This is a genomic window from [Mycobacterium] stephanolepidis, assembly GCF_002356335.1.
Taxonomy (GTDB): Bacteria; Actinomycetota; Actinomycetes; order Mycobacteriales; family Mycobacteriaceae; genus Mycobacterium; species Mycobacterium stephanolepidis.
In genome coordinates, this window is the sequence record NZ_AP018165.1 from 3,733,692 (window position 1) to 3,746,071 (window position 12,380).

Genomic DNA, 12,380 nt, shown 5'->3' on the forward strand with positions numbered 1-12,380 from the left:
CCACCACAACGGGCACAGACGTTTCGCCCACTAGACCCCCTTGGGCGCCTTTTGATTCATGAAGCCGAACATATACCCGGCCACCCGGCGCATCTGAATCTCCTCGGCACCCTCGGTGATCCGGTACCGCCGGTGGTGGCGGTAGATATGTTCGAACGGCATATGCCTCGAGTACCCCATCCCGCCATGAACCTGCATGGCGCGGTCGGCGGCCTCGCAGCACAACCGGTTTGCGACGTAATTACACATCGAGACCTGTTCGGAGACCGAGAACGGGCCGTAGGTGTCCATCGACCATGCCGTCTTGTGAATCAGTGCCCGCAGCATCTCGCACTGGGTCTGCAGCTCGACGAGCGGAAACTGGATGGCCTGATTCGATGCCAGCGGCTTCCCAAACGGCTTGCGCTCCTTGGCATACTCGACAGATCGATCGATGCAGAACTGCGCCGCACCAAGACTGGACGCGGCCTGACGAATCCGATTCTCGTTGAAGAAGTGCTGCACCACCCCCAGCCCGCGGCCCTCCCCGCCGAAGACCGCCGAATCGGGGACCCGCACATCGGTCAGCGAGATGCGGGCGTGGTCGGTCGGCATGTTGAAGGTCCACAGGTACTCCTCGACCTTGAAACCGAGAGCATCCGCGGGCACCAGGAACGCGGTGATACCGCGCCCGTCACCCGGATCGCCTGAGGTCCGGGCGAAAATCAGGTCGGCGTCGGCGATGTGTACACCGGTGTTCCAGGTCTTTTCGCCGTTGATGATCCAGTCCGAGCCATCTTTTGTGGCCCGGGTTTCCATGTGGGTGGCATCTGAGCCGTGTTCGGGCTCGGTGATGCCGAACGCGAAAAACTTCGTGCCACTGGCGAGTCCCTCGACCCACTGAGCTTTCTGCTCCGCGGTGCCGTACTCCAGCATGAGGAGCAGCCCCACGTTGTTACCGACGATGGCGTGCTCGTTCTGCAGGTCGCAGTGCAGTCCGAGACCGCGTCGCGCCAGGTGCTCACGGATGACCGCCATGCCGAGGTTGGACCCGTCACGTCCGCCGAACTCCGCGGGGAACGGGTACCTGAGGTGACCGGCCTCATCGGCACGCCGACGGGCCTCACCGAGCAGTTCCTCCCACTCGCCATTGGGCAGACCACCACGATCCCAGTCGGTACGGGAATCTTCGCGTCGGTGATCAAAGAATCGGATGTTGTCATCGGATTGTTCGAGCGGCACGATCTCGCGGTCGATGAACTCGTCAAGCTCCGTGAGATAACCGACCAGTTCGGGCGGCAGTTCGAAGTTCATCAGCGACCTTCCGGCTTCGTCAACATCAACAGGTCCCACTCGATCTCGGGTATCCGGCGACCGCTAGCTGCCATCACGATGTCCCGCACACTTCCGTCCAGATACGACTTCGCTTGCGCGGCGAGGCCAACACCCCACCACAGGGTGCCCAGCACCTTCCACCACCGGAACCTGTCGGCATCAAATGTTCCGCCTGCGTCCTCGTATGCACGCACAAACACCTCACGGCCCGCGAAGCCACCGAACTCGTGCTCGTCGACACCGAACCTCCACATCCGCAGCGCGGTCCAGCCGACATCGCGCATGGGATCTCCGAAACGAGTGGTGCCCTCCCAGTCGAGGACCGCGCGCAAGCCGTCCTCGCCGACGATGACGTTGCCATTACGAATATCGTTGTGCACCAGGCATCGCCGAGCGGGTGGACCCGGCATGCGCTCCGCCAACCAGGACAGCGTGCGCAGGAACACCGGCCGATCCGGGAGCAACGCCGCCACCCCCTCGCGCATCTGTTCCAGCATGACGACCGCCGGTTCGGCCTCCGGGTCACCGGGCAGATCCGGCGGCGCCATCGCCGGGTCTATCCCATGGAGCCGACCCATCGCCGCACCAAGCTGTTCGGCCACCAGATCCTCGATCCCGGTGGACTGCACCAGCCGCAGCACCTTACGGGGAACCGTCTCGCCCGCGATGCGTTCGGAGATCATGAAAGGCGAACCGACATACGAGGCCTCGGAACACACACCTCGAACCCGCGGCACCGGAACACCATGGCTGCGCGCCAGCTCACGCACCCCGGCCTCACTGCCCACCGGGACCTGCTGCACGACTGCAGGCACAATCGTCGCCACCAGCTCGAGAGTCTCACCCCCAAAAGTGGCATCCAACAGCACATTTCGCCGTCGCGCGCCCGCGGAAACGCCAACCACGCCAGACACCTGGAATTTTTTGCCGAATTCGTCGTGCAGGTAACGGGTCAGCCCGTCGGCCAGGTCGGTCATTCGCCCTCCCAGGCGTCGTACCCGGGCTTGACGACCGCAAGTTCACTACGGACCGCCTCGGCCAGGTCGTCCCATGACGGGTCATCGGCAGGCGGCTGCGCGGGCGTGGTCAGTTCTCGCTGCAGAATCCTGGCGATGTTGGCCCCGACGCGGGCGCGATGCACCGAGGATGCGGGCAGCTCAGATTGGAGGTCGTCGAGCAGTTCGGCGAGAGCACCCGCCAGTTCCGCTGCGGTCGGAATGAAGGGCACCATCCGTTTGTACCTTCTATGGTGCGTCCCACGGGGGAATAGCGAAGAAACTCCGAGGGTTGCTCCAATTCATGGCGAGACCTTTGTCGATTCTGGATCTGGCGCGGGTGGCGCCGCACGAGACCGTGGCCGAGAGCTTCGCCGCCAGCGTCGAGATCGCGCGGCACGCCGAAGCACTGGGATTTCACCGCGTCTGGTACGCCGAACACCACAACATGCGGTCCATCGCCTCGTCGGCGACGAGTGTCCTGATCGGACATGTGGCCACCCAGACCTCGGCCATCAGGCTGGGCGCGGGCGGCATCATGTTGCCCAACCATTCCCCGCTGCAGATCGCCGAGCAATTCGGCACCCTGGAAACCCTGTACCCGGGACGCATCGATCTCGGCCTCGGCCGCGCCCCGGGGACGGATCAGGTGACGCTGCGCGCGTTGCGGCACTCCCCCGCCGATGCCGAGCATTTCCCGCAGGATGTGATCGAGCTGCAGGCATATCTGAGCGATCAGAGCCGGGTGCCGGGGGTAACCGCGACACCGGGGCACGGGACACATGTACCGCTCTACATCCTTGGGTCGTCGTTGTTCGGCGCACAACTGGCGGCGGTGCTGGGCCTGCCCTACGGTTTCGCCTCGCACTTCGCGCCTTCCGCGCTGCAGGATGCGGTGGCGCTGTATCGGCGAGAGTTTCAGCCCTCTGAGCAGCTGCAGGAGCCGTACGTGATCGCCGGGGTCAACGTCATCGCCGCCGACGAGGAAGACACCGCCCGAGAGCAGTACCGGGCGGTGTTGATCGAACGCGCCAAGCTTTTCCTGCATCGCGGAGGCGGACCCCGCCTCACCGATAACGAGGCCCTCGCCGCGCTGGAGTCCCCTGCGGGGCAACAGATCAAGGCGATGACGAAGTACTTCGCGGTAGGAACACCCGACGATGTGGGCGCATACCTGGACGATTTTGCACAACTGGCCGATGCCGACGAGCTCATCGTGGTCCCCAACGCGCCCGACCGGAAACTGCAACTGCGGGCGTTGGAGATCGTGGCCGAGGTCAGCGGGCTGACGCCGAGCGACTGAATTCACTTCTGTCACAGCCGTTTCAGGATGCGGCTAGTCGCTGGTGGGCACCGTTACTATTCAAACATGAGTTCGATTGGGGTGTTGGAGGCGGCGGTTGATGCCCTCTGCACTGAGTCGATCCAGGAGCTGACTGCATCTGAGGCGCTGACGGTGCCGGCCCGCCTGGAGGTGGTGCAGCGCCGCTTGTCTGCCGGTGGGTTGGGGCTGGTGCCCAAGGTCACGGCCCGGGCCTCGCCCGTAGAACTCGGGGGCACTTCGTATGCCGATATGTGTTATCGCGGCGGTTGAATGTCAGCAGGGGTGCGGCGCGGCGCCGAATGTGGCCGCCGCGCTATGTCGCGGCGAGGTGGGTGAGGAGCATGTGCGGATCATTCGCCGCTTCTTTGATCGGCTACCGGCCGTGGTGGATATGCCGACCCGCGAAGCTACCGAGAGGCAGTTGGCCCAGATGGCCGCTGAACACGACCACCGCACATCGGCCCAGCGCAGCCATGACGCGCTGCGTGCCTGCCTGCGCGGAACTTTGGCCTCCGGCGACCTAGGTTCCCATCACGGTTTACCCGTGACGGTCGTGGTTACCACCACCCTGACCTAACTCGAATACACCGCCGGAATAGCCACCACCGGCGCCGGCACCCCGCTGCCGATGCGCCACGGCGATCACATTGCTACGAAACTCGGGCGGATAAGCCTTCGCCATGATCAACATCCTCCCACCACAAGCACCAAGCTTGCGGGTCAGGAATCAACCAAACCCTCCGCAGACCCCCCTGGTCTCTAAACTCGTTAGTAACGAAGACGAAGAGTTAAACGATGTGCAGTGCAGCAGACTACCGTCCGTTGAAAAACGCTAAGGGGCATAATGATGCACTGGTTGGGTAAGAGATTGACACAGATGATGGCAGTTGGGGTATGTGCTGTGGCGCTCGTATGTATCCAATTGATTGCCGCGCAGCCGATTCATGTCGCCGCCAGTCACCCACTCCAAAACCTCGTTGGAAAAAGATGGGTCTTAGTGTCCTACTCGCTAGAAAAACTACTCATGCCATATTCGGGCGAGGAGGCATATTTGCAGTTTGATCACATCAATGATAGTACCAACTCAACTTTAAATGTAACGGGTACCAACGGTTGTAACCGCGTCATGGGTGCTGTAGTTCGTCAGGCTCAACATCTCGCTTTCGCGCCAGTTGGAAGCACTCGAAGGCTGTGCCCCTGGGACTCTGCAGAACAACAATTCCTGGAAGCGCTCGATGGAAATCGTGACTTCTGGATTGGCGGAGACCGCCTCACAATCATGGCCCCCGATAGTCGTCGTTTGTGGATCTTTCAATCGCCGAGTTGATGCATAAACATCGTCGCAGGGGCGGTTCTTCGTTAACATCTCGAGCAGTTTAGTTATCTATACTATCCGAAATAGGAGCCATGAAAAACAGTATAAAATTCCTTGGCGCGGTCTCGATAGTCTGCATGCTCACCGCATGCAATTCCCCAGGGGAGAAGCAGCAGAATATTGGTATTGCCTCAGACCTCTCGACTACCTCAAACGTTCCTCTCCCATTCGGCCCTCATCAACAACCTACACAGGAAGACTACCCCCTGGGCCCACCGGTACCCGCGGGAGGTGTATACTGGAACATTTGGATGAATCGCCCGGAAGTGAAGCCGGAATACATCAGTCTTACGGCTGCTGATAGTGGTGACATATTGACTGGAATTGTTTGGGATTCATGGACCAAGGAAAGCGCTGCGGGAGCAGGTACGCGGCATACCAAGGATTGTGTGCCCAACTGTGCCACAGGCTTAGTCAAATCCCGCACTGTAACGTTGCTTTTCGACGCCCCTAAATCCGTCCCGGATGACAGCGGTTGGTTGCAATTCACCCAGCTGACAATCACCGATATGAATGGAAACTCTGAGACCATCGCTATGCCTATTGTTGAATAGGGAATTTCCTATTTTGAAAAGTATCTTTCCTGGCGGCACTATCAACTATAGTGCCGACTTTAGTAGTTTCGAGGAGCGTAGTCGATATTCATCGGAACTAAACCGCGATTCCCGCCGACCGGACTTCGTTGGCCAGGAATCGGCAGCCGAACTCCGGGTCATCACGATGAGCGCCATAGATCGAATTCATCACAAAGGCCTGCGTCCACTCGGCGCCGGTGACCGGATCAGCACGCCAGCGATAAAACGGCGCACGAGCGATTCCCAGAACCCGGCACGTCACCGTGACGGGAAAACCGTCCGCGGCCAGCTCACGAACGAGCGGGTACATCATTTTGGGAAATGACCCAGCTTCAAGCTCGGGTGCGACAGATACACCACCGCCCGCCTCAGCACCTCATTTTCTTGCTCCAGTAACCGGACCCACTTCCTGAGTTCACGATTCTGAGCGGATTCCGCTGAGGTCACGCCAGGACGATAACCGTCATTGACATCGGCCAGGCACATCCACTTCAACAGCACCATCGGGTGGACACCTAAATCTGCGGCGACCTGCTCCAGCGCCACACCGGCAACCCGCACCACATCGGCACCGAACTCAGCAAGGAACAGCCTCGCCACGATGACACCCATCCGTGCAACAGACCCAGGTGCTCATGCAATGCTGTATCTATGGGTATTGGATTCGGTGGTCGTTTCTCGGCTATCACAGTTAGCACACTTGCTTTCGCTACTGTCTGCACGAGTTGCCTAGATAATGCGCCGGAGGCTCGCCAAGCCTCGACACCCAGACCTGATGCCGCGCCGGTAGTATTACGGGTCTGCACGACGGGCGACTACAAACCCATGTCCTCGCGCGATCCAGCAACTGGGCGGTACCTTGGTGTCGATATTGACATAGCCAACGACCTTGCTGCACATTTGCGAGCGACCGCAGTGTTCATTGCCACGACATGGGGGACGCTCATGAAAGATATGGCTGCGCCGGGTAAATGTGATATCGCTATGGGAGGGATCTCTAGGACACCGGCACGTGAACAATTCGCTGATTTCACACTGCCATATCTGGTCAGTGGTAAGATGCCGCTGACCAGATATGGCAACGCGGAGCGCCTCCAGTCCATAGAGCAAATCAATCGCCCCGGTATACGCGTAATTGAGAATTCGGGGGGAACCAATGAGGAGTTCGCAAGACGGAACTTCCCAAAAGCGACCCTGACCATCTGGCCAGACAACATGACAGTGTTTGACCAGTTACTGCAGGACAACGCCGACGTCATGATTACCGATGCCATTGAGGCCCTCTACCAGGCCAAACAACACCCTGAACTGGTAGCTGGATATTCGGGCAAGCCTTTCACTGTCGATTACAAGGCGTACATGCTCCCCAAGGGTAGTCCGTTGATCGAGCAGACGAACCAATGGCTCGCCGAAGCCCTCACGAATGGCACCTTTAGTCGGTTACTGAGTAAATGGCTGCGATAAGCCCAAAATCCTTAGGGCTGCCGCGGGTTCCGGTGATTATCTACGCAATCACGAGGCATTCACTCACGTCCCAAACCACGAACCACATTGGTTGCTGCGCACCGGGCTGACGGTCGGAACATCTCAGATGAACCTCGTTCAGACCGTTGCAGCCCTGATGGCGCGGGGGATTCCCGCAAATGAGAAGCTCGCCCTCGCTCCTGTTGCGGCCGTTGAAATCGATGTGCGTACGATTCTTTCACACATACTGCTGCGAAAGCAGCGCGCTATCCAATTAATAGGTAGCCGATACGGTCACCCGTGCGATTACCAGACCATAAGGAAGCGACACAGCCGTCGGTAACAGATGCAAATACCTTCGACCTTAGTCAACTCGCGATTTGGCGTGATGCGGAACGTTTGCGTGATCGATAGAGTCGGCCTTTGGATTCCTGATAAATCCTTAGTAGCTGTTGACAGCTACAGCTCATCGAACGCAGCCCCATATCTCGCTGACGAGCTTGTTAGCAGCGCCGGGCTCAGCTAGTTCGGCGCCGTAGTGTCCTGGGTAGCCGCCCGGTGTCGATTAGTTCCTGGAGACGCCAGAGCATAGATCGTCTGGTCACTGATAACGATGTCGGCAGCGACCTGAGCCGTAGGACGGCCATCGGATCAGGATCGGTCATCTTGCCGCGGAACTCATCGGGATAGGGACCAAAAGTCCCCCGCTATAATTGACGCTATGAACAATTCTTCTGACTGCCCTGCGGTCCGTAGAGTGCTTGCTATCGAAGCCGAACTTCGTAGCATCCGCGCTGCGATGAACGAGCTGATCCCAATAGAGAATGACCAGAATTTTGCCAAATTGCAGGAAGGGTTTGCGAAGGCTGGCGGCGAGCTCGACGGCGACCTAGCTCGCCTAAGCTCCCTAGGGCAGCGAATGGCCGAGCTGGATCGCCAGGTTCTGGAGGAGTCTTGTACCGCCCTCGCCGAGATGGGCTTCGACAGCGCAGCGATAGCGGTTCGGGAAGTTCTTGACCGCATATACGAGGATGACACTGCCTTGGTAGTGAAGTAGGAGCGAACAGCCCTGGGCTGGGCCGCCCACTTGTCGTGCGGCAGCAGCCGTAATGGCGCTATTATCGCATTCCAAGTACTCAGCCTCGATATCCAGATTGGAGGTAGTCGGTAGCTGGCGATTTTAACGCGGTTTTCGACTGTATCGGCATTTAGTCGCTGAATGAATCGTTCCCGATTTCGTCCTTGATGCCAGTAGACTGGCATGGCCGATGACGCCGCGATGCGGTGAGAATGGTGGTTGGTGGGCTCGGATTTTCTTGGTGCTGTGAACACCCCCATGAAACTGTCCGTCATCCCGGGGACACGTCAGGTGCCCAGGAAATCAACAGCGCGTTACGGACCCGGTGCCCTTCTCTGGCCCCATCCCAGGCCGACCCCAGATACATAGTACCGATACCAATCATGTCGCCCGCCATGGTGAGCCGGTCATGCTGCAGAAACCCGACCAGATCATGGTTCACGCCGCCGTGCAGGCCGTCGACCGACAGCCCCAGCTAGTCGCGGTCGAACCACAGCAGCACGGGGCCCAACGAGATGGCGGCCGCCCCGATACCCGCGGCAATCAGACCCAGCCCAACCAGGGCACCCCATATCCACGCGGGCCAGGACACCGCGCCGACGAAGGGCGCCACCGCATCGGCCAGCTCGGTGGTAGCGACGAGCGCGACAACCCGGCATCTGCGATCGGCGGCGGAACCGTCGCCCCGAACCGGCCGTGCCATTGCGGCGGAACGGGCGGGTGGTCGAATACCCAGGGAATCCAGCGCCGACCTCCGGCGCGCGTCACCGCCGCCGCCAGGACCTTCATCACCCGTACTCGTGTCCTGCGTTCACCGAGAACGGACAACGCGATCGGGCTCAGCGGGTGGTATGTCCAGTCCGGCATTGGCGAATTCTCGCACCGCGACCAGCAACGCACCGCGGATCTGAACTCAGTATCCAACTCGATGAGCCGACCACCCTCGAACGCGACTAGGCTCACAACGTGACCCTTCCGGCCGACCCCGCACCTGAATTCGCCGCCTACGCCCACCCCGAACGCCTCGTCTCCGCCGACTGGCTTTCCGGACACCTAGGCACCCCCGGACTGTCCATCGTGGAGTCCGACGAAGACGTTCTGCTCTACGACATTGGGCACGTTCCCGGGGCGGTGAAGATCGACTGGCACGTCGACTTGAATGACGGCACCGTCCGCGACTACATCGACGGCGTGCAGTTCGCAGAGCTCATGAACCGCAAGGGGATCCGTCGCGAGGACACGGTTGTCATCTACGGCGACAAGTCCAACTGGTGGGCTGCCTACGCGCTCTGGGTGTTCACGTTGTTCGGCCACCCCGACGTCCGGCTCCTCGACGGTGGGCGGGATCTGTGGATCTCTGAGGGGCGCGACACCACACTCGATGTTCCAGCCAAGTACACCGAGGGCTACCCCGTGGTGGACCGCGACGACGCACCGATTCGCGCGTACGCCGACGACGTGCTGGCCCACCTCGGACATGGACCGCTGGTCGATGTGCGTTCCCCTGCGGAATACACCGGCGAACGCACCCACATGCCCGATTACCCGGAAGAGGGCGCTTTGCGGGGTGGACACATCCCCACCGCAGTCTCGATCCCCTGGGCCAAGGCCGCCGCGGACGACAGCAGGTTCCGGCGCCGCGCCGAACTCGATGACATCTACGGCGATGTTATCGCCGCGGACGGCGACATCGTCGCCTACTGCCGCATCGGCGAGCGCTCCAGCCACACGTGGTTCGTCCTCACTCACCTGCTGGGCGTCGAGGGCGTGCGCAACTACGACGGCTCGTGGACCGAATGGGGCAACCGGGTCCGTACTCCGATCGTCAAGGGCGACAAACCAGGCGCGCCCCCTGCAGCATGAGCCTCCCCGCCGAACTCGCCAAGATCGTCGCCGATTTCAAGGCCGTCGAGGGGCAGGACAAGCTTCGCCTGCTACTGGAATTCTCGGCCGAATTACCTGAGTTGCCATCGCATTTGGAACAGGCGGCGATGGAGCCGGTGCCGGAATGCCAGTCACCGCTGTTCCTTGACGTCGACTCCAGTGACCGCGATGGCGTACGGCTCTATTTCAGTGCACCCGCCGAGGCTCCAACGACACGCGGGTTCGCCGCGATCCTGCATCAGGGTCTGGACGGCCATTCCGCAGACGCGATCCTGGCGGTCCCCGACGACTTCTATGCCGGCCTCGGATTGGCAGCGCTGATCAGCCCACTGCGACTGCGGGGAATGTCGGCGATGCTGGCACGCATCAAGCGACGACTGTCCTGAACCTACTCGTCAGTAGGTAAAAACTTGGGGCGGCACACCCCATCCCGGATGTGTGTTTGACGCCACGGATGCATAAACTCACTGCCGAGACTCTAAGAAAGCACTAAAACCAGGAGGCCAGGTGCCCAATCACGCCAGCTCGAAGATCAGCAAGGTACTCGTCGCCAACCGCGGTGAGATTGCGGTCCGGGTTATCCGCGCGGCGAAGGATGCTGGACTGGGCAGCGTCGCGATCTACGCAGAGCCCGACGCCGACGCACCCCACGTCCACCTGGCCGATGAGGCCTTCGGTATCGGCGGTAACACCGCCGCCGAGTCCTACCTAGACTTCGGCAAGATCCTGGAAGCCGCCGAGAAGTCTGGTGCCAACGCCATCCACCCCGGTTACGGCTTCCTCTCTGAGAACGCCGACTTCGCCCAGGCCGTCATCGACGCCGGGTTGATCTGGATCGGGCCCAGCCCGCAGTCCATCCGCGACCTCGGCGACAAGGTGACCGCCCGCCACATCGCGGCCCGGGCGCAGGCCCCGCTCGTACCCGGCACCGCCGACCCCGTTAAGGACGCCGACGAGGTTGTCGCCTTCGCCAAGGAGCACGGTCTGCCGATCGCCATCAAGGCGGCATTCGGTGGCGGTGGCCGCGGCATGAAGGTGGCCCGCACCCTTGAAGAGGTACCCGAGCTGTTCCAATCCGCCACCCGTGAGGCCGTCGCCGCCTTCGGTCGTGGCGAGTGCTTCGTGGAGCGCTACCTGGACAAGCCGCGCCACGTCGAGGCCCAGGTCATCGCCGATCAGCACGGCAATGTGATCGTCGCCGGTACCCGCGACTGCTCGCTGCAGCGCCGCTTCCAGAAGCTGGTCGAGGAGGCGCCCGCGCCGTTCCTGACCGACGCTCAGCGCAAGGAGATCCACGAGTCCGCCAAGCGCATCTGCAAGGAAGCCGGTTACTACGGCGCCGGCACCGTCGAGTACCTGGTGGGCCAGGACGGCCTGATCTCGTTCCTCGAGGTCAACACCCGTCTGCAGGTGGAACACCCGGTCACCGAGGAGACCGCAGGCGTAGACCTGGTCCTGGAGCAGTTCAAGATCGCCAACGGCGAGGCGCTGGAGTTCACCGAGGACCCGACCCCGCGCGGCCACTCGATCGAGTTCCGCATCAACGGCGAGGACGCCGGCCGTAACTTCCTGCCCGCACCGGGCCCGGTCAAGGTCTATGACACCCCCACCGGCCCCGGCGTGCGCCTGGACTCGGGCGTGCAGGCCGGTTCGGTGATCGGCGGACAGTTCGACTCGATGCTGGCCAAGCTGATCGTCACCGGCCGCGACCGCAACGAGGCACTGGCCCGCTCGCGGCGTGCGCTGGCCGAGTTCAACGTCGAGGGTCTGGCCACCGTCATTCCGTTCCACCGCGCAGTGGTCTCCGATCCCGCCTTCATCGGCGACGAGGACGGCTTCACCGTGCACACCCGCTGGATCGAGACCGAGTGGGACAACACCGTCGAGCCGTTCACGGCCGACGCCGCCGAAGGCGAAGAGGACGAGATTCTGCCCCGCCAGAAGCTGGTCGTCGAGGTCGGCGGCCGTCGTCTCGAGGTGTCGCTGCCCGGTGACATCTCGCTCGGCGGCGGAGGCGGTGGTGCCGCGAACGGTGTCATCCGTAAGAAGCCCAAGGCCCGCAAGCGCGGCGGCCACGGCGGCGGCGGCGCCACCGGCGACTCGGTGACTGCTCCGATGCAGGGCACCGTCGTCAAGGTCGCCGTCGAAGAGGGCCAGGAGGTCGAGGTCGGCGAGCTGATCGTGGTGCTGGAAGCCATGAAGATGGAAAACCCCGTCACCGCGCACAAGGCCGGCACTATCACGGGGCTGAGTGTCGAGGCCGGTTCCGCCATCACCCAAGGTACGGTCATCGCAGAGATCAAGTAACACGTCATTACGAAGAAACGCCGAGTGTGGGCACCTATGCACGCACTCGGCGTTTCTTAGTTGG

General features: G+C 61.5%; 13 protein-coding genes and 2 pseudogenes. 9 read left to right on the forward strand and 6 right to left on the reverse strand.

Annotation, left to right across the window (positions count from 1 at the left end; all coding sequences use genetic code 11):
- Positions 1-30: 30 nt before the first annotated feature.
- Genes MSTE_RS18590 through MSTE_RS18600 form a run of 3 tightly spaced genes read right to left on the reverse strand, consistent with a single transcriptional unit; the run spans position 31 to position 2,542 of the window.
- Entirely contained in the window at positions 31-1,293 is a 1,263-nt protein-coding gene (locus tag MSTE_RS18590) for an acyl-CoA dehydrogenase family protein (RefSeq protein ID WP_096503456.1), read from the reverse strand.
- Positions 1,293-2,291 (reverse strand): phosphotransferase family protein, encoded by a 999-nt coding sequence (locus MSTE_RS18595; RefSeq protein ID WP_096503458.1) that lies wholly within the window; start codon positions 2,289-2,291, stop codon positions 1,293-1,295. The genes MSTE_RS18590 and MSTE_RS18595 overlap by 1 nt, the downstream gene beginning before the upstream one ends.
- The gene (locus MSTE_RS18600) at positions 2,288-2,542 is read right to left on the reverse strand and encodes a hypothetical protein (RefSeq protein WP_096506083.1); all 255 of its coding nucleotides are present in this window, start codon (positions 2,540-2,542) and stop codon (positions 2,288-2,290) included. Before MSTE_RS18600 ends, MSTE_RS18595 begins: the two co-directional genes overlap by 4 nt.
- Before the next feature lie 71 nt (positions 2,543-2,613).
- Here MSTE_RS18600 and MSTE_RS18605 point away from each other — a divergent pair, with 71 nt between their 5' ends.
- The 4 genes and pseudogenes from MSTE_RS18605 (at position 2,614) to MSTE_RS18620 (ending at position 5,562) form a co-directional block, all read left to right on the forward strand.
- Positions 2,614-3,612, forward strand: coding sequence for an LLM class flavin-dependent oxidoreductase (locus MSTE_RS18605; RefSeq protein ID WP_096503460.1), 999 nt, complete (start codon positions 2,614-2,616; stop codon positions 3,610-3,612).
- A gap of 66 nt (positions 3,613-3,678) precedes the next feature.
- A pseudogene (locus MSTE_RS18610) lies at positions 3,679-4,207 on the forward strand (DUF222 domain-containing protein); the annotation flags it as partial.
- Positions 4,208-4,513: 306 nt separating this feature from the next.
- Positions 4,514-4,960, forward strand: a complete 447-nt coding sequence (locus tag MSTE_RS25900) for an META domain-containing protein (protein WP_408645927.1) — start codon at positions 4,514-4,516, stop codon at positions 4,958-4,960.
- 299 nt (positions 4,961-5,259) lie between these two features.
- Positions 5,260-5,562: a hypothetical protein gene (locus MSTE_RS18620; protein ID WP_096503464.1), complete on the forward strand. Its 303-nt coding sequence runs from the start codon at positions 5,260-5,262 to the stop codon at positions 5,560-5,562.
- Between the two features lie 97 nt (positions 5,563-5,659).
- Here the strand turns inward: MSTE_RS18620 and MSTE_RS25335 are convergent, their stop codons facing one another.
- Positions 5,660-5,896 (reverse strand): hypothetical protein, encoded by a 237-nt coding sequence (locus MSTE_RS25335; protein WP_193442039.1) that lies wholly within the window; start codon positions 5,894-5,896, stop codon positions 5,660-5,662.
- A complete protein-coding gene (locus MSTE_RS18630) occupies positions 5,893-6,195 on the reverse strand; it encodes a hypothetical protein (protein ID WP_096503468.1) in 303 nt (100 codons plus the stop codon). The genes MSTE_RS25335 and MSTE_RS18630 overlap by 4 nt, the downstream gene beginning before the upstream one ends.
- Positions 6,196-6,234: 39 nt before the next feature.
- Here MSTE_RS18630 and MSTE_RS18635 point away from each other — a divergent pair, with 39 nt between their 5' ends.
- Positions 6,235-7,047 (forward strand): transporter substrate-binding domain-containing protein, encoded by an 813-nt coding sequence (locus MSTE_RS18635; protein WP_096503470.1) that lies wholly within the window; start codon positions 6,235-6,237, stop codon positions 7,045-7,047.
- Positions 7,048-7,768: 721 nt separating this feature from the next.
- A complete protein-coding gene (locus MSTE_RS18640) occupies positions 7,769-8,104 on the forward strand; it encodes a hypothetical protein (RefSeq protein WP_157997718.1) in 336 nt (111 codons plus the stop codon).
- Positions 8,105-8,417: 313 nt separating this feature from the next.
- Here the strand turns inward: MSTE_RS18640 and MSTE_RS18645 are convergent.
- Positions 8,418-8,992: pseudogene (locus MSTE_RS18645) on the reverse strand (hypothetical protein); the annotation flags it as partial.
- A 99-nt stretch (positions 8,993-9,091) separates the two neighbouring features.
- On the opposite strand from MSTE_RS18645, the gene MSTE_RS18650 reads away from it, so the two are divergent.
- From MSTE_RS18650 to MSTE_RS18660, 3 genes are all read left to right on the forward strand, one after another.
- A complete protein-coding gene (locus MSTE_RS18650; protein ID WP_096503474.1) occupies positions 9,092-9,988 on the forward strand; it encodes a sulfurtransferase in 897 nt (298 codons plus the stop codon).
- Positions 9,985-10,395 carry a SufE family protein gene (locus MSTE_RS18655; RefSeq protein WP_096503476.1) on the forward strand — a complete coding sequence of 137 codons (411 nt, stop codon included), beginning with the start codon at positions 9,985-9,987 and terminating at the stop codon, positions 10,393-10,395. The genes MSTE_RS18650 and MSTE_RS18655 overlap by 4 nt, the downstream gene beginning before the upstream one ends.
- Before the next feature lie 121 nt (positions 10,396-10,516).
- Complete coding sequence (locus MSTE_RS18660) at positions 10,517-12,316, forward strand: acetyl/propionyl/methylcrotonyl-CoA carboxylase subunit alpha (RefSeq protein WP_096503478.1); 1,800 nt, start codon at positions 10,517-10,519, stop codon at positions 12,314-12,316.
- The last annotated feature ends 64 nt before the right edge of the window (positions 12,317-12,380 follow it).